Origin of the sequence: Roseovarius sp. A46 (genome assembly GCF_004126395.1) — a bacterium.
In the GTDB taxonomy this organism is placed as follows: Bacteria; Pseudomonadota; Alphaproteobacteria; order Rhodobacterales; family Rhodobacteraceae; genus Roseovarius; species Roseovarius nitratireducens.
Window position 1 is genome coordinate 77,861 of sequence record NZ_PVWS01000002.1, and the last position, 21,740, is coordinate 99,600.

The 21,740-nt window shown below is 68.0% G+C and carries 18 protein-coding genes; 3 read left to right on the top strand and 15 right to left on the bottom strand.

Annotated features, from left to right (window positions below; translation table 11 throughout):
* Positions 1 to 10: 10 nt before the first annotated feature.
* The 6 genes from C6W92_RS01805 to C6W92_RS01830 form a co-directional block, all read right to left on the bottom strand.
* Positions 11 to 1,399, bottom strand: a complete 1,389-nt coding sequence (locus C6W92_RS01805; RefSeq protein WP_206735489.1) for a polysaccharide biosynthesis/export family protein — start codon at positions 1,397 to 1,399, stop codon at positions 11 to 13.
* Between the two features lie 30 nt (positions 1,400 to 1,429).
* On the bottom strand, positions 1,430 to 2,032 hold the full coding sequence (locus C6W92_RS01810; RefSeq protein ID WP_129431366.1) for a YjbF family lipoprotein: 603 nt from the start codon (positions 2,030 to 2,032) through the stop codon (positions 1,430 to 1,432).
* Positions 2,029 to 4,140, bottom strand: a complete 2,112-nt coding sequence (locus C6W92_RS01815) for a YjbH domain-containing protein (RefSeq protein WP_241691039.1) — start codon at positions 4,138 to 4,140, stop codon at positions 2,029 to 2,031. The genes C6W92_RS01810 and C6W92_RS01815 overlap by 4 nt, the downstream gene beginning before the upstream one ends.
* 294 nt (positions 4,141 to 4,434) lie before the next feature.
* A complete protein-coding gene (locus C6W92_RS01820; RefSeq protein ID WP_129431368.1) occupies positions 4,435 to 4,761 on the bottom strand; it encodes a hypothetical protein in 327 nt (108 codons plus the stop codon).
* A 91-nt stretch (positions 4,762 to 4,852) separates the two neighbouring features.
* On the bottom strand, positions 4,853 to 7,012 hold the full coding sequence (locus C6W92_RS01825) for a polysaccharide biosynthesis tyrosine autokinase (protein ID WP_129431369.1): 2,160 nt from the start codon (positions 7,010 to 7,012) through the stop codon (positions 4,853 to 4,855).
* Between the two features lie 140 nt (positions 7,013 to 7,152).
* Entirely contained in the window at positions 7,153 to 7,881 is a 729-nt protein-coding gene (locus C6W92_RS01830; RefSeq protein WP_241691040.1) for a metallophosphoesterase, read from the bottom strand.
* A gap of 234 nt (positions 7,882 to 8,115) precedes the next feature.
* Here C6W92_RS01830 and C6W92_RS01835 point away from each other — a divergent pair.
* Positions 8,116 to 8,873 (top strand): IS5 family transposase gene (locus C6W92_RS01835; RefSeq protein ID WP_129431370.1). Its coding sequence is split into 2 segments (ribosomal slippage): positions 8,116 to 8,437 and positions 8,437 to 8,873, totalling 759 coding nucleotides; the frame shifts between segments, so codons are not numbered across the junction.
* 29 nt (positions 8,874 to 8,902) lie between these two features.
* Here C6W92_RS01835 and hslU read toward each other — a convergent pair.
* Positions 8,903 to 10,204 carry an ATP-dependent protease ATPase subunit HslU gene (hslU, locus tag C6W92_RS01840; RefSeq protein ID WP_129431371.1) on the bottom strand — a complete coding sequence of 434 codons (1,302 nt, stop codon included), beginning with the start codon at positions 10,202 to 10,204 and terminating at the stop codon, positions 8,903 to 8,905.
* 108 nt (positions 10,205 to 10,312) lie between these two features.
* Between hslU and C6W92_RS01845 the strand changes: the two genes are divergently transcribed.
* Positions 10,313 to 10,576 carry a BrnT family toxin gene (locus tag C6W92_RS01845; RefSeq protein ID WP_129431372.1) on the top strand — a complete coding sequence of 88 codons (264 nt, stop codon included), beginning with the start codon at positions 10,313 to 10,315 and terminating at the stop codon, positions 10,574 to 10,576.
* Positions 10,542 to 10,874 carry a BrnA antitoxin family protein gene (locus tag C6W92_RS01850; protein ID WP_129431373.1) on the top strand — a complete coding sequence of 111 codons (333 nt, stop codon included), beginning with the start codon at positions 10,542 to 10,544 and terminating at the stop codon, positions 10,872 to 10,874. The genes C6W92_RS01845 and C6W92_RS01850 overlap by 35 nt, the downstream gene beginning before the upstream one ends.
* A 99-nt stretch (positions 10,875 to 10,973) precedes the next feature.
* Here C6W92_RS01850 and hslV read toward each other — a convergent pair whose 3' ends face one another.
* The 8 genes from hslV to tsaE all read right to left on the bottom strand — a co-directional run bounded on the left by hslV (position 10,974) and on the right by tsaE (position 21,708).
* The gene (gene hslV, locus C6W92_RS01855; protein ID WP_129431374.1) at positions 10,974 to 11,531 is read right to left on the bottom strand and encodes an ATP-dependent protease subunit HslV; all 558 of its coding nucleotides are present in this window, start codon (positions 11,529 to 11,531) and stop codon (positions 10,974 to 10,976) included.
* A gap of 61 nt (positions 11,532 to 11,592) precedes the next feature.
* On the bottom strand, positions 11,593 to 12,741 hold the full coding sequence (locus C6W92_RS01860; RefSeq protein ID WP_129431375.1) for an amidohydrolase: 1,149 nt from the start codon (positions 12,739 to 12,741) through the stop codon (positions 11,593 to 11,595).
* Positions 12,742 to 12,819: 78 nt separating this feature from the next.
* On the bottom strand, positions 12,820 to 13,140 hold the full coding sequence (gene trxA / locus C6W92_RS01865) for a thioredoxin (RefSeq protein ID WP_104018221.1): 321 nt from the start codon (positions 13,138 to 13,140) through the stop codon (positions 12,820 to 12,822).
* Between the two features lie 48 nt (positions 13,141 to 13,188).
* Positions 13,189 to 16,596, bottom strand: a complete 3,408-nt coding sequence (addA, locus tag C6W92_RS01870) for a double-strand break repair helicase AddA (protein ID WP_129431376.1) — start codon at positions 16,594 to 16,596, stop codon at positions 13,189 to 13,191.
* Positions 16,593 to 19,541: a double-strand break repair protein AddB gene (gene addB, locus C6W92_RS01875; protein WP_129431377.1), complete on the bottom strand. Its 2,949-nt coding sequence runs from the start codon at positions 19,539 to 19,541 to the stop codon at positions 16,593 to 16,595. The genes addA and addB overlap by 4 nt, the downstream gene beginning before the upstream one ends.
* Entirely contained in the window at positions 19,528 to 20,217 is a 690-nt protein-coding gene (locus C6W92_RS01880) for a nucleotidyltransferase family protein (RefSeq protein ID WP_129431378.1), read from the bottom strand. The genes addB and C6W92_RS01880 overlap by 14 nt, the downstream gene beginning before the upstream one ends.
* Positions 20,214 to 21,230, bottom strand: coding sequence for a phosphotransferase (locus tag C6W92_RS01885; protein ID WP_129431379.1), 1,017 nt, complete (start codon positions 21,228 to 21,230; stop codon positions 20,214 to 20,216). Before C6W92_RS01885 ends, C6W92_RS01880 begins: the two co-directional genes overlap by 4 nt.
* Positions 21,223 to 21,708: a tRNA (adenosine(37)-N6)-threonylcarbamoyltransferase complex ATPase subunit type 1 TsaE gene (tsaE, locus tag C6W92_RS01890; protein ID WP_129431380.1), complete on the bottom strand. Its 486-nt coding sequence runs from the start codon at positions 21,706 to 21,708 to the stop codon at positions 21,223 to 21,225. Before tsaE ends, C6W92_RS01885 begins: the two co-directional genes overlap by 8 nt.
* Between the last annotated feature and the right edge of the window lie 32 nt (positions 21,709 to 21,740).

The window sequence follows — 21,740 nt, forward strand, 5'->3', positions numbered from 1 at the left end:
GCGGGCTACCTCACCGCGCCGCGATACTTGCGGGTGTTGTCAGCAGCGATGGCACGATCTGCTGGATCACGCGGTTCCACTTGGTGACCGGTTGCTCCTCGACGAAGACGATGTCGTTAGGGCGCATTTGCATCCGCGTGGCTAGGGTGATGTTGACGGCGTTGCGCGTATCGAGGTGCCAGGCGGTGACAGCCCCGAAATCGGCGGGGTCCTGCGACGGGCGCAGCACGTAGATATTGCCCGGGTTGCCGGTGCGGGTCGGGATGCCGCCCTCGCCATAGAGCACATCCGCGAGCGTGGCCTGCTGCGCGTAGGGTAGCGGCACGCGGGCCTGTTGCTTGACCTCGCCGGCGAGGTAGATGTAGTCGCGCGGCTCGGCCCCCAACTCTGTGCGCGCGCGGAAATTGCTGCGCCGCTCCTCCAGGACGCTGCGCCGGAGCGCCATCTCGGCCTGCATCATGTCGAGCGTATCCTTGCGCGCCTGCGAGCGCAGGCGGATCACGTCCACCTCCTGACGGTAGAACTCAAAAGCGCGGTCGAGGTCGTAGGTATTGTCGACGAAGACCGCGTCACCGTCCTTGAGTGGCAGGTCGTGCAGGTCGGGGCGCGCGAGATAGTCTTCGTAGGGGATCTGGTAGAGCGTGCCGTCACGGTAGAGCCGCAATGATGCGAATTCCTCGTCGCGCACCGTCACGCCACCCGCGGCGGTGAGGGCGTCGCCAAGCACCGGCGGGGTCAACGTGACCGGCAGGCGCGCGGCCTGGTTCACGGCACCGCCCACGGTGACATGTTGCGAGTTGAACTCCGCGACCTCGAGCGAGAAGGCCGGGTCCACCTGGTTTTCGAGCAGGAAGCGGAAGATCCGGTCCTGCGCCTCTTGCAGGGTCAGGCCGCCGATCTCGACACGACCGATATCGGGGATCGAGATCGCCCCGTCATCGGAGACGGTATAGCCCTGCCGCTGGGTCTGCGCGGCCAGCAGGCCGCTCAGCCGCTCGACGGTGTCGCCGTTTGTCTTGGTGGCCAGAAGCACGACATCGCCAATGCCGATCCGGTAGGGCCGCGGCTCGAACGCCGGAGGGAGGCGCATTTCCAGCGCGGCGGGTCGTGCGGTGGGTACGTCCGGGGCGGCGGGCAGTGTGCCGAGGCCGGGCCCCTGCCGGGCGCTGGCGGTGCTGTGGAATTCCCGCGGCAGGTTGCGCGGGCTGTAGGGGCTGCGGTTGGCCATGATGACGGTTTCCGGTGTCAGGGCGATCTCGCGCACATCCACGCCCCCCGCCGTGCGGCTGACATTGGGGCTGGTGTAGACGACGCCGCAAGCCGCTGGCAGGAGGAGCCCCGCCGCAAGTGCCAGAGCGTGTAGCGGATGCGCGCCGAATCCGGCCCTGCGGTGTCTCATCTTGTCATCCTCCTTTATTCGCCCCGGGGATCACTCGCGCGGCAGGCGTTCGGTTTCCATGTAGTCGATGGCCGGGCTGACCCATTGCCGTGATCTCGTGATCTCGCCGGTCTGATCAAGCCAGTAGGTGTTGGTCATCCCGCCATGCGGCGAGGCGCAGCGCTCAGTAATCCGGCGGACCGGTCCGGTCTCGGCCCGCACGTCCCGGCGGCATTGGAAGCTGCGAAACACCGTGCGATCCTCGCCGTCGAGATAGCTGCGGATATGGGGATAATGCGTCGCCTTATCGGTGCCGCGCAGCATCGCCAGTGTGCCGTCGACATCGGCGGACATCAGGTCGTCCCCCAGCCCGCGCGTCGCGACCAGCACCCCGCTGCGAAAGCTGAGCGTGATGCCGTCGAGCGTCTGCCAGACGGTCACGCCGCCGTTGCGGGCCACCGGGGCCAGCGTGGCCTGCGCGCCGGTGGCGGGCAGGGTGACGCGCAGGCGCGCGGGCCCGATCGGTTGCGGCGGCACGGCGGCCACGGTGCCGGTGAGGTCCAGCGTCCGGCTCATCCGGTCGCATCCTGCGGCCAGCAACAGCACAAGACCGGCCGCCAGCGCGGCGCGTCCGGGGCGGAGGCGGACGTTCATCGCCAGAACCTCCCCCAGCCATCCTGCAGCGCCGGTTTCTGCCGCGGGCGAACCCGGTCGTAGAGCCGCCCCGGCACGTCGAGGCGCGCGCCGCCGTCGCGCTGCACGGGCCGGATCGTGGTGGTGTAGGCGGTCTTGTTGGGCTCGCCGGTCAGCCACCGGATCGGCACGGTGATGCGAATGCCCTTGTCGAACGAGCCCTCGCCGAAGGTGTCGAAGGGCACATCGGTCAGCGTCGCGAAGGCGCCGATCCGCCAGCCATTGCCGAATTCGCGATCCAGCGAGATGGTCGCGCCCCAGTCTTCGGCGAGATAGCGGCCGGCATCGACCTGCGCGTGAAAGCCGTTGCCCATGTCCCAGTAGGCCGAGACGTGGCCCGTCGCCACCTCGTAGTTGCGAAAGCCGAACCCGCCATCGAAATCGCGCTGCCAGGCGTAATTGACCTCTGCCCCCAGCGCGAAGGGGCTGTCGTTGCGTTTCCACAGCAGTTCGGTGGACAGCCCGCCGAACATCCGCTCAAAGTATCCGACCGTCACCCGGCCATAGAGATCGCGACCGGGCTTGAAATAATGCGCGCCTGTCAGCTGGGTGAGAGCGGTTTCCCCCTCACGGTCATAGAGCGCGAAATCGCTGCGGACCCGGGGCAGCACCGAATCCGAGCGTCGCGTCGCGTCGTCGAGATTGCCAAGCACCTTCTGGCGCAGGATGCCGGAGACCTCAAACCCCGGCATCGGCTGAAAGGATACATCGAGCTGCGCCCCCGCATCGGCCCGAAGCGGACCGTCGGGGTCGAAGAAGCTGGGGCTCAGATAAGGCGAAATGGTCCAGTCAAAGCCCGGGTAGCGTTCTGGCGCGGGGGTGGTCGTCCCCTCGGGCGAGGAGATTCGCGCGCGGGCAAAGCTTTTCCACGCGCCGTCCAGATCATGTTCGAGCGTCTCCATGTTGTCGCGGCGGAGGCTGATCTGCGTGACCGGAAGGCCCGCATCGACAAGCGTGATGTCGAAAACATCGACATGCGCGGGCAGGTGTCGTGCGAGCACCCGTGCCGTGCGCCCGACCGCCTGTGCCTCCTGAAGGTAGGTGTCGTTCTCGATCTCGATCCGGGCGGTGCCGCCGGACAGTGAAAAGCCATGCAGCCCGAGGCCCTGTGAAGAAAGCGCGCGCGCGATATCGCCGCGCAGCGCATCGCGCTCGACAACGCCGTCGGTCCAGCCGAGCGCGGCCACTGTCGGGGCGTTGCGTGCCAGGATGGGCGGCGGCGCGGGATCGCGCCCGGCATGGTTGGGCGGGGATTTCGGATTGAGCGCGGTGCTGAGCTGCACGCCCAGTTCGCTGCCATAGAGGTAACGCAGCGACAGGTCCGTCATCGGCCCGAGGCCGTATGTGACCCCGAAGTTCAACTGTGATTTGCGCCTGAACGCGCTGGGGTCCTCGCGCGGATGATCGTCGGAGGAGTATTCGACCGTGAACTTCAGCCGGTCGGTCGCCTGCCATTCGATCCCGCCAAAGAGCGCCGCGTCGCCGCGGAAGAATTGCGCCGCTTCCACATCGCCGCCTTTGCCGAAGTCACGCTCGGGCCGACGCTTGAACCGATCGTCGAACACGCCGAGGGGGTTGGTGAACCCGCCCGACCCGCCGAGCCGCCCCCAGCCGATCCCGCCGGTGAGCCGAACGGACTCGCCAAAGGTCTTGGTGGCAACGAGGTATTCCGAGGAATAAATGCCGGTGCCGAGAAAATCGTTGAGCCCGACCGCGAGGGCAGGGCGCAGAGCGGTTTCATCGGCGAAACGGTAGTGCAACGAGAAGCTGCGATCATAGAGTGTGCCGCGGCCCGCATTCGCCAAGTTGTCGAGCACGGAGTAACGGAAACTGCCCGACACGCGGGGCAGAATCTGAAAGGTCAGCGTATTGCGGGCCTGCCCGGCAAAGCTGCTTGCGGTGAAGGCCAACTCGCCATCGGGCCTGCTCTTCGCGACAGGCATGTCGATCAGGCCGGGGTAGCCGTAGCTGTTGTAGCCGGTCCCGATCGTCGGCGCGTCGTCCGCAAATGCTGCATGAGCCGCGCCGAACACCGCCGCGATCACCCAGGCACCTGTTTCCCTCGACAACTCCCGCATGACGTGTGGTTAGCAGAATGCGGAACGAAAACAACGATAGAAGTTCGTCAATTCCGCTCGGCGATGGGGATCGTGACATTAGGGTTACGGCGAGCGTGCCGGGGTAGATTTTGTTTAGACCAGGCACAATCTTTAGTTGTTTCTATTCGGGGACTCGCGGTGGAAGTGGGAGTCCGGGAGCGCAGCAGCCAGCCGGAGTGCCAGACGCCTTTTGCGTGCTGCGAGCCGCCGTACCCGCCCACATGCCGCGGGGTGCTCATAATAGCCCCCCCGAGCGGTCGCCTGTCAGGTGCCGGGCGTGGAACTGCTGCCGCCGCCGCCCGATGCTGCGGCGACGATTGCAACGACAACGAGGCCGGCAAGGATGGCGCCGCCGCCGCCAAGCCCACCTTCCATACCGGCGGTCGCGTTGACGCATCTGACTCTCAGGGTGTCTCCGGCTCCGCCAAACCGGGCGGTTTCGATCCCGGCGCCACCGCACACACCGAGGCGGGTGGCCATTTCCACGGCCGTTTCATTGTCCTGTCGAACCGCGGATTGCTGCGCAATCGCAGGTAGAGCCGTGGCGAGCCCTGCGACGAGAGCCAAAGTGGAACCTGTGACCGTCTTCATTTCCGGATTCCTTGCCTAGTGAAAACATCTTCAGGTTGAGTGTATGCGAAGTCGCGTCAGATTTAAACAGCCGATATTCGGGCGGCACGATTCAGGCCGCCTCGTAGTAGCCCCTGCCATAGGCCCCGTAGGCCCCGTACTTGCCGTCATAGCCATATCGGCGCATCCCTCTCGGGTCGATCTGTGCCAGTGCAATGCCGGTGATCGTCAGATTGGCAGAGGCAAACTCGCGCAGGGCGGCGGCAACCTGTGAGTGCTGCGTGCTGTTCCAGGCGACGGTAAACATGATGGCATCGACATGCTGGCCGATTACCCGCGCGTCGGGCACCACCAGCACCGGCGGGGTGTCGATGATGACGAAATCATAGGCGTTGCGCGCCCGTGCCACGAAGGCGCTGAACGTGTCGGACGAGAACAGGTCGGCGGCGTTGGCGCGCGATTTCTCGCCCATCAGCACGTCGGCACCGAGACGGTCGTCGTGAAACACCACCTCGTGCAGCGGGATCTCGCCCGACAACGCGGTCAGGACCCCGCCTTGCGGGGCGTTGCGGAAGTATTCGGCAAAGACCCGTCGGCGGATGTCGCCCTCGATCAGCAGCACCTTCTTTCCCAGCCCTGCCAGGTTCTGCGCCAGCGCGATGGATTGCGTGGTCTTGCCCTCGCCAGGCAGGGCGGAGGTGGACATGATTACCTTGGGCGGATTGTCGATATTCGACAGCAGGAGAGAGGTGCGCAGGTTGCGCACCGCCTCGGCCGGGGCGGATGTGGGCTTGTCCCGCAGGTAACCGATCAGGTCTTCGCGGGCCTTGAGCGGCATTCTCGGTATTTGGCCGAGCACGGGCAATCCTATCGCGGCCTCTAGGTCCTCTGCGTTGCGGAACGTGTCATGCATGAACTGCCGGACGAGCACGATCGCCGCCCCGGCCATCAGCCCCAGCATCATGGACAGTGCGACGATCAGCGCCGTGCGCGGGGCGACCTTCTCGCCGGGGATGGCGTCCGAGAGCACCCGGCTGTCGGCCTGCTGAAGCCCGCGCTGCACCGTGGTTTCCTTGAGCCGGGTGAGAAATGTCTCGTATAGCGTGCGCGTGGTCTCTGTCTCGCGCTCCATCTGCTGAATGCGCACCAGGTCGGCGGATTGACGGTCGATGCGGCGCTGCAGGTTCTGATACGAGGTTGCCAGCGCGTTGGTCTGGCCCAGGATCCGTTCACGAGCCTCGCGCGCCCCCCCGATCAGGGTATCGAGGCGTTGATCGAACAGGGTTTTGGCCTCGGCATCGCCGCGCGCGATGGGGGTCAGCAACTGCCGAAGCGAGGGGTCGCCGGTTTCCTCGGTTATGGACTCTCGGTTTCCGGTATCGCGCAGCTCTTGCAGGTGGATCACCTCTGCCTCGGCCTCGCGCGCACGCGCGCGCATTTCCTCGAGCCGCTCGCGCATGTCCTTGGACCGAAGGTTGAGGCCTTGCAGCGTTTCGGGGCTGACAAGGTCGGTCTCGGCCCGCGCGGCCTTGAGCGTCTCCTCCCTTTTGCGGAGATCCTGTTCAAGCTCTGTGACCCGTTTCGACAGCCATGTGACCGCTGTCTCGGTGGCCTCGAACTTTACCGAAATCTGGTCCTGGAGGTAGAGGTCGGCCAGGGTGTTCACGATCCGCGCCGACTTGTCGGCGCTGCCGGTGGTGGCGGAGATGGTGAACACGTAGGTATCCCGTTGCACCGAGGCCGAGAGCGCGTCGCGCAGCCCGTCGACGGCCTCGGCCCGGGGAGTCTTTCTTGCGCTCTCCTGCTGCGCTGTCCCTGTGCTGAGCAATGCGGACAGCAGGGCCTGCACCCGGGAACGGGCCTGTGCGATGAGCGGCGGCGATCTCAGGTCGGGGTTGAACTCCGGGTCGTCCACCAGTGCCAGCTCGTCCACCAGCTTGCCCAAGAGCCGTCGTGACAGGATGATCTCGATCTCGGTGTTCAGCGCGGCGGTTTCGGTCGAGACCCCGGACATCACGCTCTCGATATCGACGACCTGGTTGCTGCGCACCTCCAGCATGAGCTTGGCACTCGAACGGTATTCCGGCTGGGCCAGGCCAAGCGCGTAGTATCCGCCCGCTAGGATCGCCAGTGCCGTCACCAGCATGATGGTCAACTTGCCGCGCCAAAGTGCGCGGAGAAGCTCCACCAGGTCGATTTCGTCGTCCGCGACCTCGGTTCGTGACGGGCGGGGAATGGCCTGCTCGAAAAGAGGGTGTCTGGTGTCATTCATCGAACGGCAATCCCCAACCTGTGGTTGAGAGCTACTAGTTGATAACACCCATAAGGTAAAGTGCCTGCGTCATTCGGGGACAGGCGTGGCGCCGGTCCTCATCATCCCGGTGCACGGGTTGGACGGGGGGCTGGCGCGGGCTAAAGGCCTGGGCCGGTTTGGAAAAACCGCACGTCGCCGGCGGCGATGGCCGCCGCTGTCAAGCGGCCGGTGGCGTAGGCCCCGGTGTCGAGCGCGATGCGGCCGTCGCGGACCTCGGGCGTATCGACGATGCTGTGACCATGCGCCACCCAGTGCCCGTCGGGACGCGGCCGACGCAGGAAATCGGCATGACCCCAGGTCAGGGTATCGGTCGCCTGGTCGGGGATCGGCCGGTCCGGGTCGGCACCGGCATGGACGGCCCAGATATTGCCGCTCTGCCAGAACAATGGCCGCGCCCGCAACCAGGCGATCATCGGTTCTCCCATCGCATCGGCCAGCCGGTCGCGCAGCGTCCCGAGGGCGGTGGCATCGGCCTGGGCACCCACGGGCGGGGCGATGCCGAAGCTGGCCAGCGTTTGCAGGCCGCCATTGCGGAGCCAGACGGGGCCGCGCCTCTCGGGAAAATCCAAGAAATCCAGCAGCATACGCTCGTGGTTGCCCATCAGGCAGGTGACGGGCGGCGTGCCCTCGGCCGAGAGTGTCATCAACAGGTCCAGCACCTCGCGGCTCTGCTCGCCTCGGTCGATGTAATCGCCCAGCAGGACCACCGGCCAGCCGGCGCAGTGGGCCGCGATCTGCCGGTCGAGATCGAGCAGGAGATCGGCCCGCCCGTGGATATCCCCGACCGCCACGAAGGGCCGCTCGGGGGCCAGTGTCGACAGGGGCAAAGGGGCCTGCGCCGGGGGTGGTGCGCGACGGGAAAGGAGGCGGGAGAGGGTGCGCCGGAGGCCGGTCACAACGGGGGCGGGAATCGGCATGGCCCCATTTTGCGTGAAACGGGGGAAGAGAAAAGCGGTTTCCGCCCGGGTGGGCGAATCGGGGCTGATCCCCCTTGTTAGGCTCTGGACCCATTGATTTCAGACGCTCTGCGTGATTCACGGCACCGAAAACGGAGCGGTGACATGTCTGATCTCTTCTGGCTGAGCGACGCGCAGATGGCGCGTCTTTCCCCTTACTTCCCCAAGTCGCACGGCAAACCTCGTGTCGACGACAGACGCGTCTTGAGTGGTATTATCTTTATCAATCGCAATGGGTTACGCTGGCGGGATGCGCCAAAGGAATACGGCCCTCACAAGACGCTCTACAATCGCTGGAAGCGTTGGAGCGATAGGGGGATCTTCGCAAAGATGATGACAGGACTGGCCGCCGAACACGGCGAGAAGAAGACCGTGATGATCGACGCGACTTACCTGAAAGCCCACAGAACGGCGTCCAGTCTGGGCGTCAAAAAGGGGGGCGCGGCCGCCTGATTGGACGCACCAAGGGCGGGATGAACACCAAGCTGCACGCCATCTGTGACAGTCAGGGGCGGCCGATCGATTTTTTCGTCTCTGCCGGACAGATCAGTGATTACATTGGCGCGCGGGCGCTGTTGAGCAGCCTGCCAAACGTCAAATGGTTGCTCGGAGACCGCGGCTACGACGCCGACTGGTTCCGAGACGCCTTGCAAGACAAGGGGATACGCGCCTGCATCCCAGGTCGGAAACAACGCAAGACCCCGGTCAAATACGACAAGCGCCGCTACAAACGCCGCAACCGGATCGAGATCATGTTCGGCAGGCTCAAGGACTGGAGGCGCGTCGCGACCAGATATAACAGATGCCCCAAGGCATTCTTCTCCGCCATCGCTCTCGCCGCACTCGTCATCTACTGGCTGTGAAACTCAATGAGTCCAGAGCCTAGGCGACATTACAACACATACCTCGACAAATCCGCCGACCGCATCAGCTCGCCAAGGTTCTTCTCGACAAACGCAGCGTCCACCGTCACCGCCTCTCCCGCGCGGTCGGGGGCGGTGAAGGAGAGTTCTTCGAACACCCGTTCCATCACCGTGTAGAGGCGGCGGGCGCCGATGTTTTCGACCGACTGGTTGACCTCTGCCGCGATGCGGGCGAGCGCGGCGATGCCGTCCTCAGTAAAGTCGACGGTCACCTCCTCGGTGCCCATCAGGGCGGTGTATTGGCGGGTGAGGGCGTTGTCGGTCTCGGTCAGGATGCGGACGAAATCGGCCTCGGTCAGCGCGCGCAGCTCCACCCGGATGGGCAGGCGGCCCTGCAGTTCGGGCAGCAGGTCTGACGGCTTGGCGATATGGAAGGCGCCCGACGCGATGAAGAGGATATGGTCGGTGCGCACGGCGCCGTGCTTGGTGGAGACGGTGGTGCCCTCGATCAGCGGCAGCAGGTCGCGCTGCACGCCCTCGCGGCTGACATCGCCGCCGCGCGCGTCGGACTTGGCGCAGACCTTGTCGATCTCGTCGAGAAAGACGATGCCGTTCTGCTCGACCGACTCGAGGGCGGTGCGGGTGACCGTTTCGTCATCGAGCAGCTTGTCGGCCTCTTCGCTGACGAGGAGGTCGTGGCTCTCGGCCACGGTGATGCGCTTGCGGGTGGTGCGACCGCCGAACGCCTTGCCGAAGATGTCGCCGAGATTCATGATCTGGCCGCCGGGCTGGCCCGGAATCTCCATCCCGCCGAGGGGGTTGGAGGTGTCGGTGACGTCGATCTCGATCACGGTGTCGTCGAGCAGGCCATCGCGCAGCTTCTTGCGGAACATTTCGCGGGTGGCGTCGCGGGCATCCTCGCCGGCGATGGCGGTGATGACGCGCTCTTCGGCGGCGGCCTGGGCGCGGGTCTTGACGTCCTCGCGCATATATTCGCGGGTCTGGGCGATGGCGCTGTCGACGAGATCGCGGATGATCTGCTCGACGTCGCGACCGACATAGCCCACCTCGGTGAACTTGGTGGCCTCGATCTTGATGAAGGGGGCGCGGGCGAGCTTGGCGAGGCGGCGGCTGATTTCCGTTTTGCCGACGCCGGTGGGGCCGATCATCAGGATGTTCTTGGGATAGACCTCCTCGCGCAGGTCATCGGGCAGTTGCTTGCGCCGCCAGCGGTTGCGCAGCGCCACGGCGGTGGCGCGCTTGGCGTCCTTTTGGCCGATGATGAAGCGGTCGAGCTCGGAGACGATCTCGCGCGGGGTGAGGTCTGTCATTGAGGAATCCTTTACCGGTTTGCGGCAGAGATACGCATGGCGGGCGGGGAATTGAAGGGGTTGTGATTTGTATATACAGATCGTATATACTACTGGTGAGACGCGAGCGTGAGGTTCTCATGGGACGAGGCCAAGCGCGAGGCGGTCCTTGCAAAGCATGGGATCGACTTCGTCGATATCCTGCCGATGTTCGCGGGGCGGCTTCTGGTCATTCCGTCCCACCGGGACGAACCGCGATGGCTGGCGATCGGTATGGTGGACGGGTTGGAATATGCGGTGGTTTTCACGCGGCGGGGCGACGAGCTTCGGTTGATTTCGGCAAGGAGGGCCAAGCGGAATGAGCGACGACACTATCACGCGCATGAGCCTTGACGAGATCCGGCGCCAGAAAGGGCAGAGCGATTGGGAGCGCGTCGAGCGCGAGGCGGAACAGGACGCGGCGGCCGCGGATGATCCGGTGTTTGACGAGCCTGAATGGGATTTCGCCCGGGCGATCTTTGTCGAGGCGGGCGGGCTTGATCTGGACGATCTGCCCGAGGCGAAAAAGCCCATCTCGCTACGCGTTGACCGCGATGTGCTCGACTTTTTCAAGCGCCAGGGCAAGGGCTATCAAACGCGGATGAACGCCGTTCTGCGCGCCTATATGGAGGCGGTGGAGAAGAAGGGCTAAAGCGTGTCGCGATCATTCGCATTCACGCGACACGCTCTAACTCCTTGATTCGCATGTTCAAGGAGCTCAAAACCGGTTCCCACTTTTGAGCAACATGCTCTAGCTGCGCGCGATCTTTTCCACGGTCAGGTTGCCGTTGGTGTAGACGCAGATGTCGGCGGCGATCGCCATCGCCTTGCGGGCGATTTCCTCTGCGGTGTGGTCGGTCTCTGACAGCCCGCGCGCGGCGGCGAGGGCGTACATGCCGCCCGAGCCGATGGCGGCGATGTCGTGCTCCGGCTCAAGCACGTCGCCCGCGCCGGTGATGACGTAAAGCTGATCCCCGTCGGTGACGATGAGCATGGCCTCTAGCTTTTGCAGGTACTTGTCGGTGCGCCATTCCTTGGCGAGATCGACGCAGGCGCGCTGAAGCTGGCCGGGCGTGGCCTCGAGCCGCGCCTCGAGCTTTTCCAGAAGGGTGAAGGCGTCCGCCGTGGACCCGGCAAAGCCCGCCACCACGTCGTAGCCGCCGGGCGAGAGGCGGCGTACCTTGCGAGCCGAGCCCTTGATCACGGTCTGGCCGAGGCTCACCTGCCCGTCGCCCGCGACGACCACCTCGCCGCCCTTGCGCACGCCGATGATGGTGGTGCCGTGCCAGCCTGGAAATTCGTCGCTCATGCGTCCTCCGGTGTGGTTGGCCCTATATGGAAGGGGTGCGCGCGGGGTGCAAGGTCTGTGGTCAGCCGAGCAGGTCGCGGGCGATGCGGTGGAAGATCCGCACGCCCGTGGGGATGAGGTCGTCGGGAAAGTCGTAATCGGGATTGTGGAGCGCCGGGTGATCCTGTCCGGCGCCGAGAAACAGCATCGCCGCCCGGGCGGAATGGCCGAAGCGCCCGAAATCCTCGGACGGGCGCATGGGCAGACCGCGCCCGTCATGGACGAGGCCGAGCGCGTCGAGCGCGGTTTCGATGATGCGGGTGGCCTCGGGGTGGTTCTCGGAATGGGCGAAGATGTCGTGCCACGCGATCTCGGCGGAGAGACCGTGGGCCGCCGCCGTCTCTGACACCAGCGTTTCCGCCGCGTTCACGAGGGCCGCCATGCGGTCATCGGTGAGCGTGCGCAGCGTCGCATGGAGGGTCGCGTCACCCGGCGCGATGCCGAAGGCGGGCGGCCCCATCCGCGCATGTGTCACGGTGGCGAGGGTGAATTCGGCCTCATCCAGCGTGCCGTGCGACAGCGCCGTGAGATCGGGCATGAGGCGGGCGAGCGCGGCCATCGGCGAGGTGCCGGTCTCGGGCTGCGAGGCGTGGGCGGAGCGGCCCGTCAGGGTGATTTCCATGCCGCGCGAGGCGCAGGTCACCGGACCGGGGATGAGCGAGACATGGCCCAGGGGCATGCCGGGGACATTGTGGAGGGAAAAGGCGTAATCCGGTGAAACAGTCTCGAATCGCGGATCGGCGAGCACGGCTGCCGCGCCCGCGCCGGTTTCCTCGGCCGGCTGAAACAGCAGCACGGCGCGGCCGCGTTCGGGGCGGGCGCGCGACAGCAGGCGGGCGAGGCCCGCGAGGATCGCCATGTGCCCATCATGCCCGCAGAGGTGCCCGTTGCCGGGCACGGTGGAGCGATGCGGGGCGGTGCCGGTCTCGGCGATGGGCAGCGCGTCGAGCTCGCAGCGAAAGAGCACGGTCGGTCCCGGCTCTGCACCGGCGTAGGTGGCGGCGATGCCGTGGCCGCCGATGCCGGTGAGCAGGTGGTCGGGCGCGTGCGGCCCGAGCGCCGCGGTGACCCGGCGCGCGGTCTCGGCCTCCTTGCCGGAAATCTCGGGGTGGCGGTGCAAGTCGCGGCGGAACGCGGTGAGGTCGGCGATGTCAGAATTGGTCAGGGTCATGGGGCGATCATGCGGATATCGGCGCAAAAGAAAAGGGCCGCGCGGGGCGCGGCCCTTCGCTCTCGACCTTTCCGGGTCTCAGATGCTGTCTTCGATCCAGCTTTGCAGCGCGGCCTTGGGGGCGGCGCCGGCGCGGTTGGAGATCACCTCGCCGTCCTTGAAAATGAACAGCGCGGGGATGCCGCGCACGCCCATCGCCACGGCGGAATTGGGGTTGCTGTCAACATCGACCTTGGCGACCTTGATCTTGCCTTCCATCTCTGTGGCAAGCTCTTCGAGGGCGGGGCCGATCTGTTTGCAGGGACCGCACCATTCGGCCCAGAAATCCACCACGACGGGGATATCGGAATTCTTTACCTCGGCGTCGAAGGTGGCATCGGTTACGGCGACGGTGGCCATCGGCATTACTCCTTGTGTGTGGGACTGTGTCTGGAACTTGCGCTGAACCTATGTAGCCCCGCCCCCGGCGTCAAGCGATCCCGCCCGCAAGAGCGCCGCGGTCACGAGGGCGTGTGGCAGCGGCATCAGCGTGGCGGTGCGCGTCCAGAGGAGCGCGGTCTCGACCTCGCGGTCGGGGTAGATCGCGGCGAGCGCGTGGGCATAGGCGCCCATCTGCCGCAACAGGCCCTCGGGGGTATCCTCGGGGCGGTCGGGCAGCACGGCGTTGGTCTTGAAATCGACGGCAAGCACGCGGTCGGGTGCGAGGATCAGCCGGTCGATCACCCCGTGGATGCGCCGCCCGCCAAGCGCGTCGAGCGCGGCGGAAAAGGGCACCTCGGCGAGCGCGTCGGCGGTGAAGAGGTGGGCGAGGGAGGGCCTGGACAGCACCTTTTCCGCCTCGGCGAGCAGGAGCGCGATCTCTTCCTCGCTGGCGGCGTCGGGGCCGTGACAGAGCAGGGTGTGGGCGGCGGCGGGGCGGTCCGCGGTGGGTAGCGGCGGCAGGATTTCCAGCAGGCGGTGGACCTGCCGCCCGCGGCGCTTGGCGGCGGGCTCGTCAAGCCCGCCCTCGCCGGGCAGCGTGGTGGCGCCGCCGAGATCAGAAGGCTTCAGGGTCTTTGGCGCGGTGTCATGCGCGGGGGCGTGGGCGGCGAAGAGCGGATCGAGGATTGTCTCTGTCCCAGGGGCCAGTTGGGCCGTATCAGTACCTGTTTCCGGCCAGGCTCCAGCCTCGAGCCGGAGGCCGTCGCCGGTCGGGAAGGCGTGCGGCCTTGCCCCCGCCGTGGCGAGACCTTCGCGGATGCGGTCATGCCACGCCGCCCCGTCGGAGCCGAGGTCGCCCGCCGCCGCGACGATCAGCCATTTCTCGGCCCGGGTCATGGCGACGTAGAGCAGGCGGTCGCGTTCGGCCAGTTGCGCGGCCTGGCCGGTTTCGGCGGCGGTGGCGAGGGCGCCTGGCATCTCGTCCTTGTTGCCGCGCCAGAACGGGGTGCCCTCGTGGATGACGATGGCCGGGGCGGTGGGCGCGTTCCATTTCCCGGCCTGCGGCAGGATGACCACCGGTGCCTCCAGCCCCTTGGCGCCGTGCACGGTCATCACGCGGATGCGGTCTCCGGCGCTGTCCATCTGGCGCTTGATCTCCATCTCGTCGGTTTCCATCCAGACGAGAAAGCCGGTGAGGCTACTGACGGCGCGGCCCTCGTAGGTCATCGCCTGCGCGAGCAACGCGTCGATGCCGTCCTCGGCCTCGGGGCCGAGCCGGGCGAGCAGGCGGCGGCGGCCCTCGTGGCGGGTGAGCATCCGCTCGATCAGGTCGTAGGGGCGCAGGAAATCGGCATGGTCGCGCAGGTCGTCGAGAATGGCGAGGGTTTCGGGGTGTGCCGCGCGGGCGGCGTGCAGCGCCTCCCACAGGGTGCGGCGGCCGCGATGGGCGGCAAGGTCGAAAAGCTGTGCCTCGGTGAAGCCGAAGAGCGGCGAGCGCAGTGCGGTGGCAAGCGCGAGATCGTCATCCCCGGTGGCGAGGAAAGACAGGAGCGCGGCGAGGTCGCGCACCGCAAGCTCGCCGCCGACCTTGAGCCGGTCAGCCCCGGCGACGGGCAGGTCGGCGGATTTGCAGGCGCGGATGATTTCGTGAAACAGGCGGCTGCGGCTGCGCACGAGGATCAGCACGTCGCCCGCCCGCATCAGCCGCGCGCCGCCCTCTGCGTCGCGGTCGGGGATGGCGGTGCGCGCGTCGAGCAGCGCGCGGATATGGTCGGCGATATGGCGGGCAAGGATCACCGCCGGGTCGGTCTCGGCAGGGATATCGACGGGGTGATGCCAGGGCGGCGGCTCGGCGCTCTCGGGCTTGGCCACGGGCGGCCAGAGGTCGACCCGGCCGGGCAGCGTATCGAAGAAGGCGATGTGGCTCTGATCCGGCGCAAAACCGCTTTCTTCGGCCCCGGAGAGGCAGGTATCCACGGCCCGCAGAATGGCCTGCGAGGAGCGGAAGGAATAGTCGAGGCGGCGCTCTTGCAGGGGGGTGCCGGTGGCGTCGAGCCGGAGGCCGAATTCCTGCCGCATCCGGTCGAACTCGCGCGCGTCGGCACCCTGGAAGGAATAGATCGACTGCTTGCGGTCGCCCACCACGAAGAGCGTACGCCGCACGTCCGCCCGCGCGCCCGCGCCGGAGGTGAATTCCTGTGCCAGCCGCTCGATCACCTGCCACTGCACGGGGCTGGTGTCCTGCGCCTCGTCCACGAGGATATGGTCGATCCCGCCATCGAGCCGGTAGAGCACCCATGCGGCGACCGAAGAGTCGGTGAGCAGGTCGCGGGCGCGCAGGATCAGGTCGTCGAAGTCCAAGAGGCCACGGCGCTGTTTTACGCCGGAATAGAGCCTTATAAAGACCTGTGCGAAGTCGTGGAGCGCCCGGGTGCGTTCGATGGTGAGGAGCGCGAGGCGGGCCTCGCGGGCTTCGGACACCCGCGTCATCCATGCGTCGAGTTCTGCCATGAGCTCGGGCTGTGCTTTGCGAATGGGGTTCGTAGGGAAAGGCTGGCGGGTGATGCCGGGGAGTTTCGGTGCAAACGCGTTCTCGCCCGATTGCAGCAGAAACACGCTTTCGAGCACCGGCAGCGCGCTGAAATCGAGCGCGGTGAGCGTGGCGAGTTTCTCGGCAGCCTTGACGTCGTTGGAGGAACTCGCGCGCAGCACCGGCAGGAGCTGGTCAAGCAGCGCGCCCTCGGAGCCGAGAAAGACCCGGGCGGCGATGCTGTCGCGGCTTAGATCGCCGGGTTGATCGAGCAGCGCGCAGAGCGCGGCATCGTCGGGCGCGGTGGTGAAATCGGCCTGCCGGGCGAGGATGTCCCTTGCCAGCGCATCGAGGCTTTCGTCGGCGTGGTGGCGCGCGAGCGCGGAGAGCACGGGGGCCTCGGGACCGGCGGCGATCTCCTCAACGATCTCGGCGCGCAGCAGGCGTGCGGTCTGGTCGTCGATCTCTGCGAAATCCGGGGTCACGCCCGCCTCGAGCGGAAAGCGGCGCAGGAGCGACGCGCAGAAGGCGTGGATGGTCTGGATGCGCAACCCGCCCGGCGTCTCGATCGCCTGCGCGAAGAGGCGGCGCGCGCGGCGCAGCATGTCGGGGCCGGTTTCCCCGTCGTGACCGAGATCGCCGAGCGCCGCCGCGAGGGCGCCATCGGGCATCATCGCCCATGTGCCGAGCGTGTCGAACAGGCGGATCTGCATCTCGCTGGCAGCGGCCTTGGTGTAGGTCAGGCACAGGATGTGCTGCGGGTTGACGCCGTCGAGCAGGAGCCGCGCCACCCGGTTGGTAAGCACCCGGGTCTTGCCCGACCCGGCATTGGCCGAAAGCCAGGTGGAGCGGTCGGGTCGTGCGGCGATGATCTGTGCGAGGGAGGCGGGGTGGAGCGTGGTCATTGGCCGACCCTCATGCGCTGTGGCGGATCGGTGATGTCCCATTCGCCGTGGCGGGCGAGCTGATCGTAATCGCCGCGCGCCTCGGTGGTGCGTGGGGCGCGGCGGGCGACATAGCCGGTCGCGGGATCGCCGTAGGCGGCGATCAGCGCGGCAAGCTCTGACAGGATGCGCGCGGGCGGCATCTCGTCTAGCGGGGCGTCGATCTCGCCGGGCTTGGCGCCCATGCCGATATAGGCGGCGCGCCGCACCGGCATCGGGCCGAGATCGTCGAGATCACCGCGCTCGACCATCGCCGCCTCGAGCAGGAGCTGCTTGTTGAAATGCGCCTGTTCCTTTTTGCCCGGCGGGGTACCGGTCTTGTAATCGTAGAGCAGCGCGCGGCCTTGCGGGTCGATGTCGATGCGGTCGGCCTTGCCGGTGAGGGTGAAGGGCGGATCGGCGAGCCGCAGCGTCGCGGGGCGTTCGAGCGCGGCGGGGGTGGCCCCGGCGCGACGGGCGGCTTCCTGGGCCACGAACCATTGGGCGACCCGTTCCATCCGCGCGAGCCAGAGCGCGCGTGCTTCGGCCCAGGGCACGGTTTGGGCCAGAACAGTCTCTGTCATTTCCCTCAAGGCGGCCGCGGTGAGTCGCTCGGGGCGGTCGCGTGTCTCGGCGATGAAACGTTCCAGAATGGTGTGGTGCACGGTGCCGCGCAGGAGCGCGTCGGGCACCTTCATCAGCGGATCGAGCGGGCGCAGCCGCAGGATGTGGCGGGCATAGATGGCGTAGGGATCGCGGATCAGGGTCTCGATCTCGGTGATCCTCAGCCGGTCGGGGCGCAGCCCGGGTGGCGGGCAGGGCGCGGGGCGCAGGGCGCGGGGGACCTCGTCCGGCGCCTCGAGCAGGGCTGCGCGGTGCAGCCAGTCCCGGCCGCGCGCGCGCATCGCGTCGAGCGTTTCGGGGCCGCCCTGATCGGGCAGGCCGCCGAGCAGGTTCTGCACCCGGTTGAGCCAGCGAGAGACCACCGTCTGTGCATCCGACGAGCGCACCGAGCGGGTGAGCCAGACCTCGCGCGCCGCGATCGCCTGCTGGAAATCATGCGCCTGAAGCCCGATGCGCCGCTCGGGCAGCAACAGCCCTGCCTGAACCCGCAGTGCCCGGTTGAGCCACGGGTCGGGCGGGGGCGGATCGGGCCAGCCGCCCTCGTTGAGCCCGCCGAGAATGAGCAGGTCGGCGCCTTGCACCCGCGCCTCTAGCGTGCCCCAGATGCGGATGCGGGGATGTGGCTCGACCGGGTCGCGCGCCTCGCGCGCGGCAAGCGCGTCGTGGACGAGGCGGGCATAGTCGAGCGGCGTCATGGTGCCGCCAGAGGCGGCCTCGGCGGCCAGCTCGTCCATCGCGGCGCGGGCCTCTTCGCCGGCGGCCTTGTCCCAGAGCGTGCCGGCGCCTTCGGGGGCCTCGGCTCCGCGGGCGATCCGCTCTGCCAGCGTGCGGTGGGCGGTCACGAGCAGACTGAGCGGGTCGGGACCGGGCCGGTCGCGACCGATCAGGCAGGTGCAGACCCAGTCGATCCATTGGACGATGGCGGGCTCTTCGCGTTGCCGGGTGGCGGCCCAGTCGCGCAGGCTGTCGGCGTCGGGATAGGGCGGGCCGTGGCGGCGGAGGTGATGCTCCAGCAGGCCGGTGAGCCGCAGGTGGGTGCCGCGCCCCGCGCCGGTATGGGCGAGCGGATGCTTGAGCAGCGCGAGCAGCGCGTCGGCCCCGGTGCGGTCGGCGAAGAGATCGGCGACATGGCGCAGGAACCGCCCCGGTGGCGAGAGATGCAGCGGCTGACCGGCGCTGTCATCGGGCAGGATGCGCCAGCGGTCGAGCGCGGCGGTGACCTGCCGCGTGAGCGTGCGGTCGGGGGTGATTAGGGCGGCGGTGATCCCTTCCTCGGCGGCGGCGCGCAGGCGCATGGCGATGGCCAGCGCCTCGCGCCGCGTGTCGGGCGCCTCGAGCAGGGTGACGTGCTGCATCGCCCCGGGGATGTCGGTGAGCGCCGGGCCGTCGCGCAGCCATTGATCCGTCACCGGCGCGGGCCGCAGCGCCAGCGACACGAGCCGGTTGCGCGCGGGGCAGGGCGGTGGGGTGTCATGCCAGGGCCGAACCGCGTCCGGTGCGATCCCGGCGCCGTGCACGAGGCGGGCAAAGCGGAATTGCGGGTGGTCCTCGGACACCATGGGATCGGTCAGGGCGCCCCAGACATGCGCGGGCGCGTCGAAATCGAAGCCCGGCAGCACCACCGCCCCCTGCGGCAGCCGCGCCACCGCCTGCATCAGCATATGCGTTGCCCCGCGCGATCCGGTCGATCCGGCGACGATCACGGGGTGGTCGGGGGGCGTTTCGGCCCAGGCCGCGATGAGCGCCTCGACCACGCGGCGCTGGCGCGCCTCTGCGTCGGGTGCGTCGGCGTCGCTGTCGAAAAAGGGTCGGAGGATGCCGAGAAAGGTCTTGATCCGTGCCCAGTGCCCCGACTGATCCGCGATGTCGAGCGCGGCGATGGTTTCGGGGGCGACACCCTCGCCGTGCATCTCGTCGATGAGTTTGGCGAGGCTGTCGGCGAGGCCGAAGACGGCACTGCGCGGCGCGATATCGGGCGCGCGGTCGAGCAGCGCCGAGACGAGCTGCGCCAGTTCCAGCTGTCGCCGCAGGCGCGGGGCGGGGGGCGGCAGGCGGCCTGCCTGCCAGTTTTCGCCGAGATCGGTGACGAGGCTCAGACGTGGCAGAAGGCCGGGCGGCCCGTCGTCGAGGATGTCGCGCAGGCGGCGGGCCATGCGGCGGGTGTTGACGATGATCTGTACCCGCGCCAGCGCCTCGGGGGGCGCATCGCCGAGCCGTGCGCGCAGGCCGTCGATGAGCGCGCGGGGAAAATCCACGCCCGGCGCGAGGCCGAAGATGCGGGGGGCGGGATCAGTCTCGAACATGGCCGGATTTCAGCATGTCTTTGGCCAGGGCGATGCCCTCGGGGTGGCCGACATCGCACCAGCGCCCCGGGTAGATTGCGCCGAAAAGGCGGCCCTCGGCGGCGAGCGCGTCCCACACGCGGTTGAGCGAGAAGGCGCGCTCGGGGATACCGGCGAGGCAGGCGGGGTCGATCACCTGCACGCCGGAGTAGACCAGGCCCGGACCGCGGGAGAGGCGGCCATCGGGGGCCAGCGTGAAATCGCCCGGCCCGGCATGGCCAAGGGCGCGGTCCGGCGGCAGGCACAGGAGCAGCGCGCCCATGCGGGCGCCGTCCCAGCGGGCCGCGAGATGCGACAACGGGTTGGACCCCTGCCAGATCGCGTCGGAATTCATCGTCAGCACCGGACCCGTGCCGAGCAGCGGCAGTGCCGCGCGCAGACCGCCGCCGGTGTCGAGGATATCGGGCGTCTCGTGCGAGAGCAGGATGCCGCGCCCGTCGAGATGCGCGGCCAGTTGTGCGGCGCGGTAGTGGAGGTTGACCACCGTGCGGGGCGGGGCATTATCGGCCACGAGGTCGAGCGCGTGGTCGATGAGCGGGCGGCCGGCGACCTCGACCAGCGGCTTGGGGCGGTCCTGCGTCAGCGTGCCCATGCGCGTGCCGAACCCGGCGGCGAAGATCATCACCGGAAAGCTCATGCCGCGTGGCCCGACGTGAGGCGCGCAAGATGCGCGGGGGTGGGCGGCGGCAGCGCCTCGGCCACGAACGCGGCGAGGGGGGCGAGCGCGGGGTGGCGCAGGTCGGTTTGCAGATGCGCCCAGACGCGGGGGATGAGCGCCACGTAATGCGGCTTGCCGTCGCGCAGGCTGAGCCGGGCGAAGACGCCGAGAATGCGCAGGTTGCGCTGCGCGCCGAGCCAGTGGAACGCGGTGGTGAAGCCCTCTGCATCCGCGCCGGTGGCGGCGATGTAATGGGCGAGCATCGCGTCGGCAGTGGCGGGCGAGACATCGCGGCGCGCGTCTTGCAGCAGCGAGACGAGATCGTAGGCGCGGTGACCGCGCATCGCGTCCTGGAAATCGAGCAGGCCGACGCGCGCCACGCCGGCGCGGTCGGGTAGCCAGAGCAGGTTCTCGGCGTGGTAGTCGCGCTGGATCAGGACGCTGTCGGCCTCCGGCAGTGCGGCCAGATGTGTCTCTAACATGGCGCAAAGCCGGGCGCGAAGCGCGGCATTCCCGTCGCCGGTGGCACCGTGATGATACCAGTCGAGCGCGAGGGCCGCGAGATCGGCCATCAGCGGCGGATCATAAGGGGCGAGGCCCGGGGGCGGCGCATGGCGATGCAGATCCACCAGCAGGTCGGTGGCGGCGCGGTAGAGCTCTGGCTCCAGCGCCGGGGTATCCTCCAGCACCCGGGCAAAGAGGGCATCGCCCAAGTCCTCCAGCAGCAGCAGGCCCGCCTGCGTGTCCTGGACAAGGATCGCGGGGGCGGAGAGGCCGAGGCTGCCGAGGTGGCGCGCGATTGCCGTGAAGGGGCGCACGTCCTCGCCGCGTTCGGGCGGGGCGTCCATCAGCACCGCGCGTGCGCCGTCGGGCTGCACCAGCCGCAGGTAGCGCCGGTTGGAGGCGTCGCCCGCGAGCGCGTGGCGCGTGGCGCTGCCCCAGCCATTGGCGGCGAGAAAGGCGTCGATCCGGGCGGTGCGGTCCTCAGGCATCGGCGTGCACCTTTGCGTCCGCGAGCCGGGGTGTCCAGCGCGGATCGGACCAGCGCAGGGTGAGGTGGCGCGTCTCTGGCGCGGTGCCGTGGGCGAAATCGAGATGCAGCGCCGTCTCCGGGGTCATGTCGGCGAGGCGGTCGGGCCATTCGACGAGCGTGATGGCCGCGTCAAAAGCCTCGGCGAGACCGAGTTCGACAATCTCGGCGGGGTCGGTGAGCCGGTATAGATCGGCGTGCCAGATATCGGTGGCTGGGCCGGGATAGGTCTGCACCAGCGTGTAGGTGGGGGATGGCACCTCTTCGGTCGGCGTGGTGAGGGCGCGGATCAGGCAGCGGGCGAAATGGGTCTTGCCCGCGCCGACGGGGCCCGAGAGCAGCAACACGTCGCCCGCCCCGAGCCGCGGGGCGAGGTGCCGCGCCAGCCCGCAGGTGGCGTCGGGGCTGGTGAGGCGAAGGCGGCGGGTCTCTTGCGGCATGGGCCAAGACTACACGTGGCCCGCGCGCGCCT